Annotated in this window: 17 protein-coding genes and 1 riboswitch; of the genes, 13 read left to right on the forward strand and 4 right to left on the reverse strand. The window is 38.8% G+C overall.

All coding sequences use genetic code 11. The features are described 5' to 3' along the window. Positions 1 to 183: 183 nt before the first annotated feature. Together L1999_RS11015 and L1999_RS11020 are read left to right on the forward strand one after the other, a co-directional pair. Positions 184 to 1,065, forward strand: coding sequence for a carbon-nitrogen hydrolase family protein (locus L1999_RS11015; RefSeq protein WP_235743584.1), 882 nt, complete (start codon positions 184 to 186; stop codon positions 1,063 to 1,065). 16 nt (positions 1,066 to 1,081) lie between these two features. Then, positions 1,082 to 1,756, forward strand: a complete 675-nt coding sequence (locus L1999_RS11020; protein ID WP_235743585.1) for a GNAT family N-acetyltransferase — start codon at positions 1,082 to 1,084, stop codon at positions 1,754 to 1,756. Between the two features lie 83 nt (positions 1,757 to 1,839). Here L1999_RS11020 and L1999_RS11025 read toward each other — a convergent pair whose 3' ends face one another. Beyond that, positions 1,840 to 2,724 (reverse strand): TetR/AcrR family transcriptional regulator, encoded by an 885-nt coding sequence (locus L1999_RS11025; protein ID WP_235743586.1) that lies wholly within the window; start codon positions 2,722 to 2,724, stop codon positions 1,840 to 1,842. A 242-nt stretch (positions 2,725 to 2,966) separates the two neighbouring features. Between L1999_RS11025 and L1999_RS11030 the strand changes: the two genes are divergently transcribed. The 5 genes from L1999_RS11030 (at position 2,967) to L1999_RS11050 (ending at position 9,894) form a co-directional block, all read left to right on the forward strand. Continuing rightward, on the forward strand, positions 2,967 to 4,439 hold the full coding sequence (locus tag L1999_RS11030; RefSeq protein ID WP_235744316.1) for an MDR family MFS transporter: 1,473 nt from the start codon (positions 2,967 to 2,969) through the stop codon (positions 4,437 to 4,439). A 138-nt stretch (positions 4,440 to 4,577) separates the two neighbouring features. Next, positions 4,578 to 4,862, forward strand: a complete 285-nt coding sequence (locus L1999_RS11035; protein WP_215046373.1) for a hypothetical protein — start codon at positions 4,578 to 4,580, stop codon at positions 4,860 to 4,862. Positions 4,863 to 5,086: 224 nt separating this feature from the next. Then, on the forward strand, positions 5,087 to 6,787 hold the full coding sequence (locus L1999_RS11040) for an AAA family ATPase (RefSeq protein WP_235743587.1): 1,701 nt from the start codon (positions 5,087 to 5,089) through the stop codon (positions 6,785 to 6,787). A gap of 475 nt (positions 6,788 to 7,262) precedes the next feature. Further along, positions 7,263 to 7,342: riboswitch (glycine riboswitch) on the forward strand. Between the two features lie 163 nt (positions 7,343 to 7,505). Beyond that, positions 7,506 to 8,870, forward strand: coding sequence for an amino acid permease (locus tag L1999_RS11045; protein ID WP_235743588.1), 1,365 nt, complete (start codon positions 7,506 to 7,508; stop codon positions 8,868 to 8,870). Positions 8,871 to 9,132: 262 nt separating this feature from the next. Continuing rightward, the gene (locus L1999_RS11050; RefSeq protein WP_235743589.1) at positions 9,133 to 9,894 is read left to right on the forward strand and encodes a L,D-transpeptidase family protein; all 762 of its coding nucleotides are present in this window, start codon (positions 9,133 to 9,135) and stop codon (positions 9,892 to 9,894) included. A 333-nt stretch (positions 9,895 to 10,227) separates the two neighbouring features. On the opposite strand, the gene L1999_RS11055 is transcribed toward L1999_RS11050, so the two are convergent. From L1999_RS11055 to L1999_RS11065, 3 genes are read right to left on the reverse strand one after another with little or no spacing between them, the layout of a single operon-like run. After that, entirely contained in the window at positions 10,228 to 12,039 is a 1,812-nt protein-coding gene (locus tag L1999_RS11055) for a DHA2 family efflux MFS transporter permease subunit (protein WP_235743590.1), read from the reverse strand. Positions 12,040 to 12,047: 8 nt separating this feature from the next. Then, the gene (locus tag L1999_RS11060) at positions 12,048 to 12,701 is read right to left on the reverse strand and encodes an HlyD family efflux transporter periplasmic adaptor subunit (RefSeq protein WP_235743591.1); all 654 of its coding nucleotides are present in this window, start codon (positions 12,699 to 12,701) and stop codon (positions 12,048 to 12,050) included. A gap of 13 nt (positions 12,702 to 12,714) precedes the next feature. Next, the gene (locus L1999_RS11065) at positions 12,715 to 13,110 is read right to left on the reverse strand and encodes a MarR family winged helix-turn-helix transcriptional regulator (RefSeq protein ID WP_235743592.1); all 396 of its coding nucleotides are present in this window, start codon (positions 13,108 to 13,110) and stop codon (positions 12,715 to 12,717) included. A gap of 218 nt (positions 13,111 to 13,328) precedes the next feature. Between L1999_RS11065 and L1999_RS11070 the strand changes: the two genes are divergently transcribed. The 6 genes from L1999_RS11070 to L1999_RS11095 all read left to right on the forward strand — a co-directional run bounded on the left by L1999_RS11070 (position 13,329) and on the right by L1999_RS11095 (position 21,167). Next, complete coding sequence (locus L1999_RS11070) at positions 13,329 to 13,697, forward strand: hypothetical protein (RefSeq protein ID WP_235743593.1); 369 nt, start codon at positions 13,329 to 13,331, stop codon at positions 13,695 to 13,697. 237 nt (positions 13,698 to 13,934) lie between these two features. Next, a complete protein-coding gene (locus tag L1999_RS11075) occupies positions 13,935 to 16,307 on the forward strand; it encodes a polyprenyl synthetase family protein (RefSeq protein ID WP_235743594.1) in 2,373 nt (790 codons plus the stop codon). A gap of 176 nt (positions 16,308 to 16,483) precedes the next feature. After that, positions 16,484 to 18,037, forward strand: coding sequence for an ATP-binding protein (locus L1999_RS11080; RefSeq protein WP_345790889.1), 1,554 nt, complete (start codon positions 16,484 to 16,486; stop codon positions 18,035 to 18,037). Further along, positions 18,030 to 18,713 carry a response regulator gene (locus tag L1999_RS11085; RefSeq protein ID WP_275677539.1) on the forward strand — a complete coding sequence of 228 codons (684 nt, stop codon included), beginning with the start codon at positions 18,030 to 18,032 and terminating at the stop codon, positions 18,711 to 18,713. The genes L1999_RS11080 and L1999_RS11085 overlap by 8 nt, the downstream gene beginning before the upstream one ends. 165 nt (positions 18,714 to 18,878) lie before the next feature. Then, positions 18,879 to 20,171, forward strand: a complete 1,293-nt coding sequence (locus L1999_RS11090) for a CitMHS family transporter (RefSeq protein ID WP_235743595.1) — start codon at positions 18,879 to 18,881, stop codon at positions 20,169 to 20,171. A 72-nt stretch (positions 20,172 to 20,243) separates the two neighbouring features. Next, a complete protein-coding gene (locus tag L1999_RS11095) occupies positions 20,244 to 21,167 on the forward strand; it encodes an AEC family transporter (RefSeq protein ID WP_235743596.1) in 924 nt (307 codons plus the stop codon). The last annotated feature ends 74 nt before the right edge of the window (positions 21,168 to 21,241 follow it).

Here is a 21,241-nt window from a genome sequence, read left to right on the forward strand (position 1 = left end):
AAAGGTTAAAAATGATATTGTTATTTTTAACCTCAATAAATTTCATAGACAGTGATTGACATTAAGGCTCTCCTATTTTAAAGTATAATTTTCACATAATGTAATTAATAAATTAGTACTTGTTTGCTATATATTTTTTGATAATAATAGGATTAAAGACTCAATTAGGAAGAGGGGGATTTTATGCAGTTTAGGGTATCAGCGGTTCAATATCATCTCCACACGATTCATTCCTTTGAAGAATTTGCCAATCAAGTGGAACACTATATAAAAACAGCTGAGGAATTTGGTTCGGATTTTATTATATTTCCAGAATTTTTTACTACTCAGCTTATGTCAATTGGCAGTACTTATGGGGATGCGTTGACCATTCAGGAATTACCTGACTTTACGGAACAATATCGTTCATTATTTATTCTGTTAGCTCAACAGTACAAAATGCATATTATTGGTGGAACTCATGTTATTCGCAGGGATGACCGGCTATACAATGTAGCTCATTTGTTTTACCCAGATGGCCGGGTTGCTGAGCAAGCCAAACTTCATATTACCCCAACGGAAGTAAACGAGTGGAATATGAGTGCCGGAGATTCACTTGAGGTCTTTGAAACCGATAAAGGTACAATCGCTATGTTAACCTGCTATGACATTGAGTTCCCAGAAATCGTGCGAATGGCAAAAGCGAAGGGAGCGGACGTCATTTTTTGCCCATCTTGTACAGACGACCGCCATGGGTTCCATCGAGTTCGATATACTAGTCATGCCAGAGCAATTGAAAATCAAGTGTATGTTGTAACGACAGGCACAGTTGGTTCGCTGCCAACTGTTGATTTCATGCGGGCCAATTTTGGACAGGCGGCTGTTATTACTCCAAATGACATTCCCTTCCCGCCACAAGGTATCATGGTAGAAGGGGAATTTAATCAGGATATGATTGTGACGGCAGATCTTAATTTAGAATTACTTTACAAAGTTCGTGAAAAAGGATCAGTTACGACTTGGCGTGACCGTCGTACTGATCTCTATCCCGACTGGGAAACAGAAAGACAGCTCGTTCACAGTTAACTATTGGAGGTTCAACATGTATCGAAAGGAACTTTATGTTTTCGACGGAGAAAGAACCGTACCAGCAGTGATCCGTAACTATGAGGAAAGGGACTTTCCAGATTTGATTCGTATTCAACAGGAAAGTTTTCCTCCACCATTTCCATCTGAATTATGGTGGAATGAGGAGCAACTAATAAATCACGTAACACTTTTTCCACAAGGTGCATTGTGTATCGAAATAAATGGGGAAGTCGCAGGTTCGATGACTGGGCTGCTTGTTGATTTTGATCCAAAACATCCAGATCACTCTTGGAAAGAAATGACAGATAATGGATATATCCGAAACCACAATTCTGATGGGAACACCTTGTACGTTGTTGATATTGGTGTGCGGCCAGCCTATCGAAAATGGGGATTGGGTAAGTGGTTAATGTTTTCGATGTACGATGTCGTGGTTCATTTACGCTTGGAAAGATTACTTGGCGGGGGCAGGATGCCGGGATATTATAAATATGAAAATAATATGTCACCGGAACAATATATTGATGCCGTTGTCAAAGGAGAAATAAACGATCCAGTGATTTCTTTTCTCCTTCATTGCGGTCGCTCTCCTGTAAAGGTAGTCATGAATTATTTGGATGATGAAGAATCATGCAACTATGGTACGCTTATGGAGTGGAAGAATCCATTTAATAAACTAGTTAAATAAAGACTAAAAGCTTCGGGCATAAAAAAAGCTTGTCGTTTAGGATCTCACCTAAACAACAAGCTTTTATTTAGCTAGTTATATACCTAATTAAGGAAGAACTCTTCCAAAAGTTTTTCGAGCTTTTGCATTTCTTGCTTAAAAGGGGCACTTGGTGATTCATTTAAGGAAGCCAGTGCGCTTTTAATAAGAAATTTTCGCGGTGTTTTTGAATGGAGCATTTCTTCTTGGATAAAGTCCAATAGTTCATTGTTTTTGAATTGAACTTCTCCAACACCCACACACTTTTTTAATCGCAATATGGTATGGAATAACTTTTTCTCCATTTCATGTGAAGATGGATTACAATCAGGCAGCCATTTTTCTAATATTTCTGGTTCCAATAATTGCGCACCGCTAGTTTCTACCTCTTCTACCATTTTTTCGATCCGTTTTACCGAATACCGAATGACTTGTTTAATATTCGCATCGGATTCTTTTGCTAAAAAATGAAAATGAATATTATGCTGCATCAACCCCATAAACATAATGGCACAATCCAATAAGTATGGGCGCTTATTTATACCGAATATATCTACAAATCGATTGAAAATCCAATCAAGATACATAATTTGCATCCGTTTTAAAAATTCCTTTAAGGTAGGATCATTGGAGACAAATACCTCTTCAAAAAGAGCAAAAAGTTTATTCCTCCGATTAAACGCCATTTGGAGTTCAATTTGACGGGTGAAAATTTCAATATCAGATATATCCTGTCCAATTAAAAGTTCATTTCGTTCATGCTCGATCCTCTGACTCAAGTAAGTAAAGATTGCCATAAGTAATTCATTTTTTGAGGAAAAATAATTGTAGAAAGTACCCTTCGATATCCCGCTATAATCGATAATTTCTTGAATTGAGGTAGCTTGAAAACCTTTATCGATAAACAATTGATGTGCTTTATTGATAACATGTTGTTTTCTTTCGTTCATTACATTCACCTTGAATTCCATTAGACTGCTAGTATAAAAATAATTGTACCTTAATTATTGGTAGAATACAAATCAGTAATTTATTTGAGATTTTTTGATTGCAAAAAATGAACTATCGGTATATGATATTGTCTATGCGAAACAAGGGTACAAAAAAATGAACTATTAGTTTACTAGGGGGAATTAAGTTGGAAAGTACCATTAAATATGATCGCCCGCCATATGGGATTATCGCTATATTGATGATCGGGGCATTTATTTCAATGTTAAATGAAACACTTTTGAACGTGGCATTGCCATCCATCATGAAGGATTTAGATGTAAATGCGTCTACCGTACAGTGGCTGGCAACAGCGTATATGCTCGTAAATGGGGTCATGATACCAGCTACCGCGTTTTTAATTCAAAAATATACAGTAAGAAGATTATTTCTAACAGCCATGGCTTTATTTACGGCTGGGACGATTCTTGCTGGATTCGCACATGCTTTTCCACTTTTATTAGCAGCGAGGATGATTCAAGCTGCAGGTTCAGCGATTATGATGCCTTTATTAATGAATGTGATGCTAACAAGCTTCCCGCCTGAAAAAAGGGGAGGAGCAATGGGGCTATTTGGATTGGTGTTTATTTTTGCACCAGCAGTGGGACCAACACTATCAGGTTACTTAATTGAACATAATAGCTGGAGGATTTTATTCCATCTTGTATCGCCAATCGCGGCTTTGATTCTTATTATTGCTATTTTCTTATTAAAAGATAAAAAAGGCAAAGTGGATCTTCGTCTTGATAAGTTATCATTATTATTATCTAGTGTCGGATTTGGTGGATTACTCTATGGATTCAGTTCTGCCGGTGATAAGGGCTGGGACAGCCCGGAAGTCTATGTAACAATTATCATTGGCGCAATAAGCTTGGTATCGTTTGTACTTCGTCAAAACAAACTTGAAAAGCCAATGTTAAATTTCAAAGTTTATAAATATCCGATGTTCGCTCTATCCTCAGTCATTTCCATCGTAATTGCCATGGCGATGTTTTCAGCAATGCTGCTGTTACCTATCTATGTACAAAGTATTCGTGGCATTACACCGTTAAAATCAGGATTATTGATGCTTCCAGGTTCCATCTTAATGGGGATTATGAGTCCAATTACAGGGAAATTATTTGATAAATTCGGCGGCAGGGTTCTTGCTGTTATCGGTTTAACCATTACCATCTTTACAAGCTATATGTTTAGTACATTAACATTAGATACTACCTATACGGAATTAATGCTTATTTACTCAGCACGTATGTTTGGTATGTCGATGGTCATGATGCCGGTCATGACAAACGGATTGAATCAGCTTCCTGCCCGTTATTATCCGCATGGTACGGCGATGAATAACACGTTACAACAGGTATCTGGTGCGATTGGTTCAGCTCTTTTAATTACGATCATGTCGAACCGCACGAAAACACATGCTACTGAACTGGCTGATTCGGCGATGAAACACGTTACAGGAAAACCGACGGCGGAAATGGTAGCCCAAATGAAAGAGCAAATTGGCATGAAGGCTATGTTAGAAGGAATTAACGATGCATTCCTTGTTTCTGTAGGAATTGCTCTTATCGCTCTAGTACTTGCCTTCTTTATTAAGCGGGCGAAACAAGCTGAAGATCCTGAAGAATTGAAGGCTTCGGAAACAAAGGTTGTCAATAAGCTTGCAGAGAACTAACAAATGAAGGGTGTCCCTTAGCGGACATCCTTTTTTCTTGCCCTCCTGTAATGTGAACATTCTGTGAACAAAAAGTTTCCAAGTACTCTCACCTGCTTCTGTTACAAGCATATGATGTATCAAGGTGGTGATGAAAAAATGATATTAGCAGATTGGATGCTTTATACAATGTGGGCTGTTTTTGGACTAATGATTCTTGATCTTTTATTAGGATTCTTAAAGTCATTCTGGAAAGGCACGCTTACTTCAGATTTTATTTTAGGATATTTGAAGGATTTATTATATTACGTTATTCCATTAAACTTCCTCATATCTATGTTCCCAATCGACCCTTCTGGGTGGATTTTAATAGCCTTCTTTTTCGTTGGCGGATTAGCTGTTGCCATTAAGTATTTATTAGACATTATAAAAAAATTTAAATAATCCCGTTAGAAACCCTCCTATCCTTTTTGGAGGGTTTTTTAAATAATTCAATTAGGACGGCAGACCTTGAAAATCAACGGATAAATTTACCTTTTTCGATAGGTATGACTAGCCGGAAATAAGAATAAATATCAGTATTCTAGATTAAATAATTTGGAGGCCTAACAGTTTTACGGTCTAATAACACAAAAATATTCTAAATATTCAGAAAGGATTGTGGGGCCATGAGGAAATATCGATGGGTAAAATGGCGTAAAATCATCCTCTGGGTTGCCGCTGTGGTCATTTTAAGTATCTATCTGCTTAATAGTGGGCCGACAGTTTGGGGTGTCGTGATAAGTATTGTTAGTTTGTTACTACAGCTGCTCTTTGCCATGCTATTCATGATTATCCAATTTGTTGCCCTTTTTTGGTTCCTTGCCCGCGGCAGAACCTATTGGATTCTGCCAGGGGAAACAGGCTCCACTTGGGACGATTATCGGGGTAACCCCGAGATTGTCGAGAATGCCAAGCGGATTGTTACCCTCCTAAAGGGGGTAAAAGAATTTAAGGAGATGGGTGGGGAGGCCATTCGCGGCTTACTGTTATGTGGACCGCCAGGGACTGGGAAATCCTATCTTGCCCAGGTAATTGCAAATGAAGCCCAAGTACCTTTTGCTTATGCCTCGGCCCCAAGCTTTCAAAATATGTTTTTTGGTGTGGGTAATCTTAAAGTAATGGGGCTATATAAGAAAGCCCGAAAGCTTGCCAAAGTGTATGGTGCATGCATTATATTTATAGATGAAATTGATGCTATTGGTATGAGCCGACAGGCAGGAGGCGGCGCTGGGGGAATGCTCGGTGGAATGATGGGGATGGGTGGTTCGGGTTTGCTAAATGAACTGCTCCTCCAGATGGACCCCCCAAACATTGATAATGGCTGGTTCTCCAAGCTGCTTCGGTCGCTCGGACTTCGAAAGAAAAGAGCAGACCGTCCTGCTGTTTTAACGGTTGCTGCAACTAACCTTCCCGATGTACTTGACCAAGCACTGCTTCGTCCTGGCCGTTTTGATCGGAAACTCTGGGTTGATTCTCCCGATTATGATGGCCGTATTGATGTGTTCCAATACTACCTTGAAAAAGTGAAACGAGATTCTTCGATTACCCCTGAGCGTGCGGCACTTGATACGATTGGCTACTCCCCGGCACAAATCAAGCATATCGTAAATGAAGCGGTCGTGATCGCTCATCAACGCGGAGCCCAAGTTGCAAGTTATGAGGATTTCCGCGCCGCAATGGAGACCTATGAATGGGGGCTTAAACAGCCGTTAAGGTCGATGAGTGAGGACGAAAAAAGAAATGTTGCTTATCATGAGGCTGGTCATGCGGTCGCACAGTTCCTGCTGAAACCCCATGAACGAGTATGGAAAGTAACCATTATCCGCAGGGGCGGTGCGCTTGGTCTCGCAGCTACAAAACCAACCCATGAACGATATAATCGGACCGACAAAGAAATATTAGCGGAAATCCAAGTTTGTTTGGCAGCACGTGCGGTGGAGGAGGAGTTTTTAAATAAAAAATTAAACGGGGTTACTTCCGACTTAAGTCAGGCAACACAGCTTGCTGGTGCCTATCTAGGGATTGTCGGGATGGGTGAAGAGTTATTCAGCTGGCTCGCTGTCGGTTCGCGGACAGATGGTCTTAGAGCGCTGCGTGGCAAAATCAATGAACTGCTAAAGAGTGAAATGACGAAAGTCAAGAAACTTGTAAATGATAACGCTGATTTTGTTCACAAAATTGCGGAGGAGCTTTTAAAGCGCGGCGATCTAACAGGCGAGGAGATCGAGCAAATCTATGTCGGGCTATATGGTCAAAGCCGAGCTGAAGTTCTAGAATCCCAGAATCTAAATTTAGTAGATGCTCCTGCTGAGGACAAAAATGAGTAGAGACTAAAACTCACCAAGACATCGTAGAAAAAGCCGACAATATGCAGAATAGCAAACAGAGGCTGACCCAAAAAAGGCGTTTGATGAATAATATTAGACACCTGTTGATTGTAGCGGAAGGCGCGAAGACTCCTGCGGGAGTACGGGGCTGGGGAGACCCCGCAGGAGAGTAGCGACGAGGAGGCTCCCCGTACCGCCCGCGGAAAGCGAAGCGCCTGGAGCGGAAATCATCAGACTAGTTTAATGTATAAAAAAAGAAGGTACTCTAAAAGTTATACTTTTGGGACCTTCTTTTTGTGTGCAAAGTTGGTTTACTGGATCAGTGTTGATCAGCTGATCATTTTATATATTGACAATTAGATAAAATACTACTAAAATTATAAATTATTCAGCGATAGTTTGAAATTGATTTATTTTTCAAACTTACTAATTAAATATTTAGCAAGCTATGATTGCTATGGATCACACTATAGCAGGAGCAGCTTCTGGAGAGACCGCAAATACTTGCGGCGCCGAAGGGTTCACAATCTCAGGCAAAAGGACAGAAGAGTACGAAGACTATTTATTATTCTACTACAAATAGAGTAATAGATATTATTTGTTATTCTTTCGCCCTTAAGAGATTGGAGATATTCCAGTCTCTTTTTTATTGGTTACTTCTTGTTCATTGTTTCACAGGTTCAAGAAGAAATATTACTACCATTAGGGGGAGTTTTAAGTGGCACAACAAGAATTAAAAAGGGATTTAAAAAACAGGCACGTACAATTAATAGCGATTGGCGGAACGATTGGAACAGGGTTATTTTTGGGTTCAGGCAGAGCCATACAGTTAGCAGGCCCATCAATTATGTTTGCCTATGTCATTGTCGGGATCGCCTGTTTCTTTGTCATGAGGGCTTTAGGAGAACTTCTTTTATCAAAAGCAGGTTATAAATCTTTTACAGATATTGCAGAAGACTACATCGGACCTTGGGCCGGATTTGTAACTGGATGGACGTATTGGTTTTGTTGGATTATGACTGCCATGGCTGATATTATTGCCGTTGGTGTATATGTACAATATTGGTTTAATATACCGCAATGGGTTCCAGCCATTGTCTGCCTCGTACTATTATTAGGTCTGAATTTATTAACTGTGAAACTATTTGGCGAATTAGAATTTTGGTTTGCTTTAATCAAAGTCATCACGATACTTGCTTTAATCGGAATAGGCGTTATTTTATTAGTAATTGGATTCAAAACAGATGTGGCAGCCGTTTCAGTTAAAAATATTTGGGGATATGGCGGATTATTTCCACATGGTGTGTCAGGTTTCTTATTATCTTTTCAGATGGTAGTCTTTGCCTATGTGGGTGTTGAATTAGTGGGTGTATCAGCAGCAGAAACAGCCAATCCCCAAAAAAATATCCCATCAGCGATTAATAAAATTCCGTTAAGAATTCTATTTTTCTATGTGGGAGCCCTGTTTATCCTATTATGTATCAATCCATGGACCCAGTTGAATGCAGAAAACAGCCCTTTTGTAAAAACATTTAGTTTAGTCGGGATTCCAATAGCGGCCGGAATTATTAATTTTGTTGTTTTAACGTCTGCAGCATCGGCCTGTAACAGTGGTTTGTTTTCAACCAGCCGAATCTTATTTAATTTAAGCTCTAAAGCCCAAGGCCCATCCCAATTTGCAAAATTAAATAAAAATCATGTACCAAGTAATGCTTTATTAGTTTCAGCACTTGTTCTATCAGGCGGTGCCCTTTTAAGCAAGTTAATTCCAGAACAAGCTTTTGGTATCGTGACAACGATTAGTGCGATTTGTTTTATTTGGGTCTGGGGGATTATCTTAGTTTGCCATATACGATATCGGAAATTACGCCCGGATCTCCGGAAAAAATCGACCTTTAAAGCTCCATTTACACCGTTTATTAATTATGCGGTCTTAACGTTATTTGCTTTCATTCTCATTGTCATGTTATTTGCTGAGGCAACTCGTACTGCTTTATTATTGACACCAATATGGTTTATTCTTTTATTTATCTTGTATTCGTTTAACAAAAAAAAGGATAACAATATTAGAGCTTCGGCATAACGATTATGAAATAACCTGAAAAAACTAATCCATACATAGTGGGTTAGTTTTTTTAGTGGTTATCTTTCTAAATTAGGATATTTTTATTTTTGTTCGTTATAAAGGAAAAAAGAGAATATATGTAGAAATATTAATATTATGGAAATGCTAGCGTAACACAGAATACTAGATTGTTATATTATTAACAAATTTGTAATGTGGATATGCTAGCAAACATAAAATACACGGATTAGTCAATTTAATGGGTGATGGGGGGATCTATTTGCAAAGAAAATGGTTAATCTTTATTAGTTTGGCTTTTCTTTTGTTGTTTAGCTTATGTTTCGATGTACCTTCTAGTTCGGCGGCTACTGTTAACAAATTTATTATCATTAACAAAGCAAACAACCGCCTCGCTTACTATGAAAACGGCGTCTTGAAAAAACAATTCAAAGTAGGAACAGGGAGAAGTAGTTCACTAACTCCGGAAGGAAAATTCAAAATTGTTAATAAAATTGTTAACCGCCCATACTACAAAGGGCACATTCCAGGAGGAGACCCACGCAATCCACTAGGTAACCGCTGGATGGGTTTAAATGCCCGCGGAACTTGGGGAACAACTTACGGGATTCATGGGAATAATAACCCTAGTTCGATTGGAGGGTATGTGAGCAGCGGCTGTGTTCGAATGTATGATAATGAAGTAGAATGGTTATTCAATCAAGTGCCAGTAAATACACCGGTTGTTATTACAACGTCCCAAAATACCTTCGACGCAATTGCAATGGCCAACGGATTGAAAAGTGGGAAAGGTTCGCCTTCTGTTCCTGTAAGTACGAGCAATGAAATCCTTAAAAAAGGAAGTCGTGGGCCAGCTGTTGTAACGCTTCAGAAAAAACTCACAGCTTTAGGCTACAACACTAAAGGGTTTGATGGCATCTTTGGGACAAATACAGATACAGCTGTTCGTAATTTCCAAAGAGCCCACCATCTGCAAGTGGATGGTATTGTGGGACCTTTAACAAAAAAACTACTAGGAATTTGATAGTAAGTGTTAATAGGAGTCTGACCTTAAAGGTGGTTGACGAATAATGTTTTCAAACACTGTTGATTGGAGCGGAAGGCGGCGAAGACTCCTCGAAAATGCTATCGCATTTCCTTCGTGCGTGGGCGGATTCGAGGATGCAAATTCAAAGTCCTGCGGGAGTACGGGGCAGGGGAGACCCCGCAGGCGCAAGTGCGCCGAGGAGGCTCCCCGGCACGCCCGCGGAAAGCGAAGCCAACCTGGAGCGGAAATCAACAACTAGTATAATGTATAAAAAAGAGGCATTCCTAAAAGTTTTGCTTTTGGGAATGCCTCTTTCAATCTAAACTATTATTAATTCTTTATCTGTGCCCGTTTTACAAAGAATACTAAAACCAAGGCTACAAAAGCAATCATGGTTGCCACAATAAATGCATCATTAATCCCGTCTATAGTCGTTTGTTTCATTACTTGACCATAAAGTAAATAGGTGGTAAGTGGTTTACCCGCAGCCGGCATGTGTGTTAAAGCTCCAAGACTTTGAGTAAGTTGTGAAAATTGACCCGCAATGAAGGGATTTGCGCTCGTCATGGTACTGATGTATTCACCATAATGTACCCCTGACCTAGTTGTCATTACGGTAACAAGGAATGCCGTACCAATACTTCCAGCAACTTGTCTTGCCGTATTGGAAGCTGCCGTACCGTGTGCCCCGAGGTGACGAGGCAATTGGTTTAGACCTTCCGTCATGATTGTCATCATAATGAATGACATTCCAAACATCCTAAATACATATAGGAGGAGGAGATGAGAATAACTGGTTGTCATACTTAATTTAGTAAATTGCCAGGTTGTAATAACCGTTATGGTCAATCCGATAACGCCAAGCCATCTTGCCCCGATTTTATCAAAAAGGGCACCGGAAATCGGTGACATAATCCCCATCACGATCGCTCCTGGGAGCATCAATAAACCAGAATCTAATGCAGAAAACCCTCGAATATTTTGCAAATAAATTGGCAGTAAGATCATGGCACCAAACATAGCCATATTAACAATCATACTAATAATAGTGGTTAGGGCGAAAATATCATATTTAAACACCCGTAAATCCAACATTGGCTTGTCAGTCGTTAACTCACGCCAGATAAAAGCCAGTAAAAACAAAATTCCAATCGTTAATGAAAGGACAACCGTTGAACTGGTCCAACCGTCGCTTCCTGCTTCACTAAACCCATATAATAAGAAACCAAATCCTAAGGTTGAAAATAATAATCCTGGGAAATCAAACTTAGGATTCGTCGTTTTCGTTACGTCTTTCATCCACATGAAGCTTAAAATTAAATCAATTACACCAATAGGAATGACAATATCAAACAATAATCTCCATGAATAATGTCCAATCAGCCAACCGGATAAGGTCGGGCCAATAGCGGGAGCAAAGATCATGACAACCCCCATGAGACCCATGGCCTTTCCGCGTTTTTCAGGAGGGAAAAGGGCAAAAAAGACCGTCATCAAGAGGGGCATAATAATACCTGCACCACTAGCTTGGATGACCCGCCCAATCATTAACATAGAAAAGTTAAATGAGAGGGAACAAACCAGAGAACCAATCGTGAAGAGAAAGATGGCAGCAAGGAAAAGCTTTCTCGTTCCAAACTTTTCAATTAAATAAGCTGTAACCGGAATTAGAATTCCGTTCACAAGCATATAACCAGTTGATAGCCATTGCACTGTACTTGCTGAAACACCTAAATCATTCATAATATGTGGAATAGCAACATTCAGTAAAGTTTGATTTAAAATGGCGACAAATGCACCAAGCATTAAGGCAGTAAGAATTTTTCCGGTTCCTGAAGATTTTTCGGATTCCTTTTCTGCTTGTTTGGATTGTGTTTTCGGCTGAACTTCCGCTTGAACATACTCTAAAGCGGGCTCGGCTATCGCGTTATCTTCAAGCATTTCTTCTACTTGACTTGTTAGATCCAGATCTTGCTGAAGATCCTTTTTATCAAGGATTGGCGATTGAGGAATAGCTTCTACCTCTTGATTTTTAATTTCACTTTGATCCATTTTCGATTTTTTTTGTTTTAACACACCAAAATTGATCAAAAGCAGTACCAAAATACATATTATGGCATAAACCGTGATATATATTGACATTTTATCACCTACTTATGAATTCGCACGGTCACGTTCATACCAGGAACAATTCCTACACCTTTATTATCATCAATGGATACTTTCACAGGAACCACTTGCGTCACTTTCGTGTAGTTAGCTGTGTTATTTGAACTAGGTAACAATGAAAAGGTACCTGCAGTTGCTAAACCAATTTGTTGGATTTTTCCTTTTAAAGTTGAATTAGGGAAAGCATCCACATAAATGTCAACATCCTGGCCAACGGCAATTTCGTCAATCTTTGTTTCATCAATATTAGCTGTTACCCATAAATTGTTTAAATCATAAACTTGTGCAAGCGGAGTTCCTGCTGCTACAAATGAATTTGGGACTGCACTAGTTTGGACAACTGTTCCGTCAGTTGGCAGAGTTACTTTCATTTCAGTTGGCTCGCCATTTGCTCCAGTGGTAAGAATGGTTCCAATTGGATTATTTTTTGAAAAATGATCTCCTACTTTACCGGCCCAATCTGTTAATTTTCCGTTTGCAGGGGCAGCAATTGTTACTTGTTGTCCTGCGACTTGCGCGTTATCTGTTGTTAAATAATTAACGGTTTTATTGTAGTAGGCATATCCTGCAAAACCTCCACCTACCAAGACAATTAAAATAATAATGTTGACCAAAAGTAAACGTTTCGTACTCATTCAATTATTCCTCCTAAATTGTTAGCCTTTTTAAAACGAGTTGGTGAAGTCGCAACAGATGAGAGATTTCCTCCTCTGGTAGTTCAAGGACTTCTTGAACCTTCTTCATTAGCATCGATTCAGAAGAATTAAATTGTGCTAATGTTTTTTTTCCATCGCTTGTTAAATGAATAGAGATGGTCCTTCTATCGCCAGGAGGTACCACTCTTTCGACTAGTCCGTTATGAACAAGGCGATCGATCACGCCACTAACGGTACTGTTCGTTAGTCTTAATTTTTCAGCGAGTTCTCCCAAACTAATATCAGGATTGTTGTTAATCTTAAATAGTGCCTTTAATTGGACAGGGGTAATCCCTAATTTTTCTGCATCAAATTTAACAAGCCTATTGTAGGCTTTATTTATTTCCAAAAAGCTTACTAAAACTTCATTATTTAATATGTCCAGTTTTAATTCCTCCTTTCTTTCTAAAATCTAATATTACCTATAAGAACATTTCGTATGCGAAGTAAATTATAAACAGGGACATGTAGGAATGTCAACAATAAAACGTTGAAGTGTCAGATGACCGAAAGAAATCATACAATTTTCCTAGAGGAAGCATTTTAACAAATTAGGGAGTTGGAGATATGAAGTTTGAAAGGCAAAAAGCCATTATGTTAGCAGAAACGATCCATGAATTTATAAAATATGTCCGAAAAAGCCATGAGAATAAAAATAGCTTTAGATTTAATATTGATAAATTGTATCAAGTCAACCTCCTCGTTGAAGAATATAAGTTTCAGATGATTGCGGACGAATTAATGCGAATCAACCAGTATTCATGGGATGGAAAGTATACTTATTATTTAGTTGATGGCTTTAAAAAGGGAATCGATGTTATCGATGATTACGTAAGAAACAACTACGAAGAGCTATATCTTTTAACCGCTAGACTTTATCCATTAAAGGACCTGCTTCAACTATTTAACAGAATCGAAACGGAAACTTATGCTTAGCATACACAAAAAAAGGCCTGTTTCAATATAGATGGAACAGGTCTTTTTAAGTACAATCTTACTTTAAGGATTAATTTGTTCTTGTAGTTAAATTAATCGAATAAAATAAGATACCTGCCACCATTAATTATTTGTGAAAAAAATTATACCTTACTATACTTTAAGGTATACATGTATTGATTGTTTAATAAAATCTGTTTGGCAGGTAGAACAAGGAACTTTGGGCAGGGGATAAATATGAATGAAAAATTAATAAAAAATGCGGATAAATCCTATCAATTAGCTGAGCACAAGGCTGCTCAGTATTTTCAATCACTTTATCTCCAAGTCATTGAAAGGTCTTATGTCCCTGCTTTAACAAAAGATATAAACGTATGGAAGCAAAACCATATACATCTTCATCCACTATTATCCATTTTTTCGGGAAGAAAGAATAAACCGGAGCTCCAAGGTTATTCCAATTATATCCGTTGGCTTGATTATACAGGAAAACTGGATAACTACCTGGATCGAAGCATTTCCTACCTATTTATGCGCGATCTGGGCAAAGCGTTGGATGCTTCTGATACCAGGATAAAAATTCGCCAGGTTGTTGATCATTTAAAAAATAGCCTGACAAAGGGTAGAGAAGAGGAAAACGAATCGTTTAGTATGGCCGCTTTATTCCGATGGGCTCAGCGTGAAGGAATTGAAACCACGATGATCTGGGTCTTGGACAAATTAAAGACAGTGGCCCAAAATATTCCAGATGGTATGGATGCAGAACATGCCCAGCGAAAACTAATCAAAATTATTGCAGGTGTGATCATGCACGTGGTTGTAGAGATGGAAGAAGGAATTTCGCCTCTTGATCGTAAAAGGAGATTAGAAAAAGCCATGAGGCTTGGTTACTCCTATGGTTTGACCTATCCCTTCATTGATGATCTGCTCGATTCCCATGTTTTATCAGATGTGGAGAAAAACCGTTACACCCAGTTAATTCGGACGACACTTATTACAGGAACTGTCCCCGAGTTGGGGGAGTGGGATGGAAAGAACAGTTCACTCATTCACTATATCCATTCTGAGCTCCGTGAGGCCTATGAATACATTAAAGCTAATCAGCAGGCTGAGACATTAAAGGCCTTTTTTGATCAATCATACGTGTTTTTTAATTCACAGGAAGTAGACCGCAAAAAAGATCTTTCAAATGCCAACTACACGAATGAAGAGATTTATGTACCGGTTATCTTAAAATCCGCCTCGTCCAGATTGATTGTCCGTTCCGTAATCAGTGCTCCTGAAGATGAAGGTTTTGATAACAGGACCTTCTATTATGGCATTTACAATCAGCTGGCGGATGATTTTGCTGATATGTTTGATGATCGGAAGGAGGGGGCTGTTACTCCCTATACGTATTATTTAACCTATCATGATAAGCGGTCCGATCTGATCAATCCCTTTGAATTATACTGGGCGGTTATCTCACATTTAATTCATCAAGTCTATCAATCCGATCTAAAAACCTGTGAGGTTATTCTCGACCGTGCCATCAATGGTCTGAAACGGTTCAAGGAGCGAATGGGAACTCCAAAATACAATGAAGTGATGGAGCTGTTTGCTTCGGGAAATCCACTTTTTAATCGACTGATCCAAAAGATGGTTGATAAAGCAGATGATGTGGATTTCTTTGATAAGCTCCTTCGTGATCATATCATGACGATTTTAAAAACGGAACGACAAGAACAAGATGACTTTTTAAAAGAAATCGACACGGTCCGCAATCAAATTAATAACGGTCTTAAAATCAACTCGGGAGATCATGTTCCTCTGATCGATGACTTAATCACGGACGCTGCCAACTATAGTCTTTTTGGTGATGGAAAAAGATTAAGGCCGATTGTCGCTTGGCAAATAGCCGTAAAGGGATATGGATTAAATCCAACTGCCATCATGCCGCTGTTAAAATCATTGGAATATATGCATACAGCATCCCTCATTTTCGATGATCTTCCGTCACAAGATAATTCCTCCGTCCGCAGGGGCCGTCCGACCCTGCATACAGTCTATAACGCAGCAATTGCAGAATTAGCCGGCTTGTTTTTAACCCAGAAAGCAATTGAGGAACAAGCATCCCTCCATGAATTTGATGCGAAAACAGTCCTGAAAATGATCCAGTACTCAGCCAGGATGACCGAGAATATGTGTATGGGGCAAGCAATGGATTTGGGCTCAAAAGGAAAGCCATTAACATTGGAACAATTAACCATCATGAGTTTTTATAAAACTGGAATTGCTTTTGAAGCGTCCATCCTTATGCCTGCTATCCTTGCTCAAGCGAAGGAGTCTGAAATGGAGGCATTGAAAAAATTTGCCCGGCATGCGGGCATTGCTTTTCAAATCAAGGATGATCTGCTGGATGTGGAAGGGAATCAAAATAAACTCGGTAAACCAGTTGGTATTGATAAGGAGAATAATAACTCCACATTTGTATCCATCCTAGGTCCTGAACAGGCAAGAATAGAGATGTGGGAGCATTACTGTCTAGCCGTGGAGGCACTTCAAGAAGTTCCTCGTAATATCACTTTCTTAAAGCATTTATTAAATTATATGGTAAATCGTGATCATTAAATGGGCCGATCAGAAACTATCATTTTGATAGTTTTTTTTCGTTTTTCAAAAGAAATTTTTAGCAACAAAAGTTATAATAAAACCATGTTTTATGGCGGAGGTTCAAAAAGGAGGTTTGTGGCCTGAAAACTAAAAATCTATCGTTGCAGACAAAAATCTTTGGGCTGGCCCTATTATTGGGATTATTGTTAATCCTGCTGATGACCGCATTTTATAGCTATATGGAAAGTAAGCAAATAGAGGAAAACAAGGGGAAATTGGCCCTCGAAATTTCAAAAACAGTCTCCTTTATGCCAACGATTATTGACGGTTTCGAATCTAGTAATCCATCAAAAATCATTCAGCCCTTAGCAGAAAAAATTCGAAAAGAAACGGGTGCTGAATTTGTGGTAGTAGGAAACCTTGATGGGACAAGGTATTCACACCCTTTAAAATCAATGATCGGAAAAAAAATGAAGGGCGGAGACAATGATAAGGCGATTAAAAAAGGGGAGTATTATGTTTCCAAAGCAAACGGTTCACTAGGTCCTTCGATTAGAGGGAAATCACCGATCCTAAATAAAAGTGGGAAAGTGATAGGGGTCGTATCCGTGGGATTTCTATTAGAAGATGTAAACCAGCAAATCACCAAAAATATCAAAAAAGTACTCTTAGTCTCGATTGTTGCTCTATTCATTTCTTTTTTCGGAAGTATGCTGCTCGGCCGGGATATTCGTAAAGATACACTTGGTCTCGAACCATATGAAATCGCCGCACTCTATAAAGAAAAAAACGCAGTCCTCCACGGTGTAAAAGAAGGTATATTAGCCATTAATAAAGATGGATTTATTACCATGATGAATCAGCCTGCAAAAAAACTATTACATATTAAAGGCTCGGTCCGCCATATAAAAGTCGAGGGTCTCTTTCCTTCAGACTATTTATATCAAGTGTTAAATGCGGGAAACCCGGTCGTTGATAAAGAATTAATTTGGAAAGATAAAACGGTCATCGTTAATTGCACGCCGCTATTTGATGAAAACGGAATCAGCGGGGTGGTGGCTTCTTTTCGTGATAAAACAGAAATTGAGCAAATGGTCAACACGATATCAGAAGTAAAGAGCTATTCGGAGGACCTTCGTGCCCAAACACACGAGTATACGAACAAATTGTATGTGTTATCAGGCTTGCTTCAACTCGGTGAATTTGAACAGGCGATTGCGATGATCCAAGCAGAAACACAAATTTTACAAGTTCAAAATACGATTTTATTTAACCAGATAAAAGATTCTAAAGTCCAAGCAATTTTATTGGGGAAATTAGGAAAAGCTTCAGAAAAAAAGATAAAGTTTGAGATTGTTACTGAAAGTTATTTAGACCATTTGCCAACCCATATGAAGCTATCTAATTTGATTGTGATCTTGGGTAATTTAATTGATAATGCTTTTGAGGCTGTCACTGAGAGTAATCCTCCTATTGTTAAATTTTTTGCCACAGATATTGGCAGTGATATTATTTTTGAAGTTTCAGATAATGGGAAAGGGATTAGTGAAAATGATATTCCCCTTTTATTTGAGCGGGGATTTACTTTGAAAAATGGGGATAGGCCGAGGGGCTTTGGACTATCCAATGCGGAAGAAGCGGTGGTCGATATGAATGGAATGATTGAGGTCCAAACTAACCCGGACAGTGGAACCATCTTTACCGTGTATCTTCCTAAGCAGGATGAGAGGAGCCAAGGACGTGCATAAGATAAAAGCAGCGATAGCAGAAGATGATTTTCGAGTTGCCATGATCCATGAAAAATTTTTAAAAAAGTTTAAGGAAATTGAAGTAGTTGGAAAAGCATTAAACGGGGTAGAGACATTGAAATTGCTGACAGAGGAAGCCATAGATTTATTGCTTCTAGATGTGTATATGCCTGATATGCTTGGAACAGAGCTGCTTCCGATTATAAGAGAACAGTTTCCAAAAGTAAGTATTATTATGATAACCGCCGCAACTGATAAACTTTTTGTTGAAAAAGCATTAAGCTATGGGGTAGAGAATTATCTAATTAAACCAGTGAACAGGGAACGATTTGATGAAGTTATTTTAGAATATGTAAAAAAACACACATTGTTAACATCTGAACAGGAAATAAATCAGCACTATGTTGATCGATTGTTTGGCAGAAAAGAGACCGAAATTGTGGGAAAAGGGAATGGTTTACCTAAAGGGATTGATGAGATTACCCTCAGTAAGGTGGAAAAAGTCCTTCTAAATAAAAACCATGGATTATCCGCTGAAGAAGTGGGGAAAGAAATTGGCGCCTCCCGGATTACTGCACGCCGTTATTTAGAGTATCTTTCCTCGATTAATGAAGCTAAAGCAGAAGTGGTCTATGGAATTGTAGGAAGACCAGAAAGAAAGTATTATCCAAAATAGTGAAGGTGCCAAAGGGCATCTTCTTTTTATGAGTCCAAATGCAGGTGGACCGTGAACAATATGTACAAAATACACCTTAAATTACTTAAAAAACTTAATTTTGTAATCGTTTTCAACCTCTAATAATTAGACTATTATAAATTTACAAACAAAAGGGGTGGGAATATGTTAGCAATTCTGGGTTTTTTAATGATACTTATTTTTATGATTTTGATTATGACCAAACGTCTATCTGCCATGATTGCATTAATGGTGGTGCCTGTTGTCTTTGCCTTAATCGGGGGATTCGGCAAAGAACTGGGACCAATGGCGCTTGAAGGGATTAAAAGTGTCGCACCAACGGGAATTATGATTCTATTTGCAATACTCTTTTTCGGAATTATGATTGATGCTGGAGTCTTTGATCCTATTATTTCAACCATCTTAAAACTGGTAAAAGGGGACCCTGTAAAAATAGCCATCGGAACAGCCGTCCTTGCCTTATTAATCTCTCTCGATGGAGATGGAACTACTACCTATATGATTACCATTTCAGCCATGCTTCCTTTGTATAAACGGATTGGTATGAAACCATTAGTCCTTGCTGGTATTGCTGTCTCTGCTTCTGGTGTAATGAATCTCCTTCCATGGGGAGGGCCTACTGCAAGAGCCATGACCGCCCTTCATCTGGAAATGGGTGATATCTTTACTCCGGTTATTCCGAGTATGGCAGGCGGTGTGTTGTTTGTGTTAATCATGGCGTTTGTTCTGGGAAGAAAAGAACGAAAGCGCATTGGTGTTTTAGAAATCGATTATAGTACTCTTTCTATGATGGCAGCTACAACAGAGGATGCTTACCTTAAACGTCCAAAGTTAATTGTTGTAAACTACCTTCTTACCATCATCCTTTTAGTGGCGCTTATTGAGGAACTATTGCCGAGCACCGTATTATTTATGATTGGATTTGCCATTGCCATTACGATTAACTATCCAAATATTCTTGAACAAAAAGAACGGATTATGCACTATGCTGATAATGCTTTATCAGTTGTTTCAATGGTTTTTGCTGCCGGAATTTTTACAGGTATTCTTGCTGGAACAAAAATGGTGGATGCGATGGCTAATTCGATGATTACGCATATACCAGCAGACTTGGGCTCTCATTTTGCTCTGATTACAGCGATTATCAGTGCACCCTTTACATTCTTTATGTCAAATGATGCATTTTACTACGGGGTGCTCCCACTCCTTGCGAAAGCGGCTCATGGCTATGGCATTGATCCTGCGATGATTGGCCGGGCATCATTATTAGGCTTACCAGTCCATTTATTAAGCCCGTTAGTTCCTTCCACCTACTTACTAGTCGGTATGGTTGGAGAAGATTTTGGAGATCTGCAGCGCTCCTTTTTAAAATGGGCTTGCGGTTCGACTGCAGTAATGATTTTAGTCGCACTGGTACTATCAATAATTCCAATCTAATAATCTAGTTAAAATCCAGAAGCTCCTTGATTGGGGCTTTTGGATTTTGTCTTAAAGAAATAGGAGAGTCATATGGAAGTTTTTTTTCTCATTTTATTAAATGTAGTTTTACCAGTATTTCTTTTAATTGCAGCAGGTGTATTGCTGCATCGGAAGTTTAAGTTTGATATGAGCACACTATCTAAATTAAATACTTATTTTCTAATGCCTGCCGTTGGCTTTGTAAATATTTATCAAAATAATGTAGGCGGAAAAACGCTTGTGCATATAATTGGTTTTTTAGTTATTCAATGTACATGTTTAATGATCATAAGTGCAGTAATATCAAAGGCAGCAAAGTTTGATAACGGACTATCTTCTACCTTTAAAAATAGTATCGTTCTAAATAATTCCGGTAACTTTGGGCTGCCTGTAAGTCAGTTGGTCTTTCAACATAACCCATTAGGGGCGTCCATTCAGATTGTGGTAATGATTTTTCAAAATTTGTTAACCTATACCTATGGGTTGTTTAATTCGGTTTCAGTTGAACAGAGAGGATTTAGTGCATTAAAGGAATTTCTAAAGAATCCTGTCATTTATGCATTTATATTAGGTTTGATTCTACATTCCTGCGATGTTAAAATTCCGAATTTTATTTGGACACCAATAGATAATACGTCCAATGCGTTCTTGGCAGTGGCGTTAGTTACTCTTGGGGCACAAAGTGCTTATATAAAGATACGTCAATTGTCCTTACCGCTATTTTTAAGTCTGTTTGGCCGTTTAATTCTATCGCCCTTAATCGCGATGGCTATTATTACAACATTAAATTTGGAGGGAACCACTGCACAGGCGTTGTTCATTGCAAGCTCATTTCCTACCTCAAGAAACAGCGCTTTATTCGCATTGGAGTATGGAAATCATCCTGAATTTGCAGCTCAAGTCGTTTTGATGTCCACTATACTTAGCATGATTACAGTGACAACTACTGTGTATTTGTCAGGTATTTTATTTTAAAAGTGATGTCTGTGGTAGAACCTTGGGAACAACTCTCGAAAAAGCGGGTTGCCCCAGTATTGAAGTAAATTGAA

Origin of the sequence: Neobacillus drentensis (assembly GCF_021560175.1) — a bacterium.
Taxonomy (GTDB): Bacteria; Bacillota; Bacilli; order Bacillales; family Cytobacillaceae; genus Neobacillus; species Neobacillus drentensis_A.

Excerpts from the sequence above, each read along its gene's own strand:
- L1999_RS11075 (WP_235743594.1), top strand. The coding sequence starts at position 13,935 with ATGAATGAAAAATTAATAAAAAATGCGGATAAATCCTATCAATTAGCT.
- L1999_RS11025 (WP_235743586.1), bottom strand. The coding sequence starts at position 2,724 with ATGAACGAAAGAAAACAACATGTTATCAATAAAGCACATCAATTGTTT.
- L1999_RS11030 (WP_235744316.1), top strand. The coding sequence starts at position 2,967 with ATGATCGGGGCATTTATTTCAATGTTAAATGAAACACTTTTGAACGTG.
- L1999_RS11015 (WP_235743584.1), top strand. The coding sequence starts at position 184 with ATGCAGTTTAGGGTATCAGCGGTTCAATATCATCTCCACACGATTCAT.
- L1999_RS11020 (WP_235743585.1), top strand. The coding sequence starts at position 1,082 with ATGTATCGAAAGGAACTTTATGTTTTCGACGGAGAAAGAACCGTACCA.
- L1999_RS11070 (WP_235743593.1), top strand. The coding sequence starts at position 13,329 with ATGAAGTTTGAAAGGCAAAAAGCCATTATGTTAGCAGAAACGATCCAT.
- L1999_RS11055 (WP_235743590.1), bottom strand. The coding sequence starts at position 12,039 with ATGTCAATATATATCACGGTTTATGCCATAATATGTATTTTGGTACTG.
- L1999_RS11060 (WP_235743591.1), bottom strand. The coding sequence starts at position 12,701 with ATGAGTACGAAACGTTTACTTTTGGTCAACATTATTATTTTAATTGTC.
- L1999_RS11090 (WP_235743595.1), top strand. The coding sequence starts at position 18,879 with ATGTTAGCAATTCTGGGTTTTTTAATGATACTTATTTTTATGATTTTG.
- L1999_RS11040 (WP_235743587.1), top strand. The coding sequence starts at position 5,087 with ATGAGGAAATATCGATGGGTAAAATGGCGTAAAATCATCCTCTGGGTT.
- L1999_RS11035 (WP_215046373.1), top strand. The coding sequence starts at position 4,578 with ATGATATTAGCAGATTGGATGCTTTATACAATGTGGGCTGTTTTTGGA.
- L1999_RS11095 (WP_235743596.1), top strand. The coding sequence starts at position 20,244 with ATGGAAGTTTTTTTTCTCATTTTATTAAATGTAGTTTTACCAGTATTT.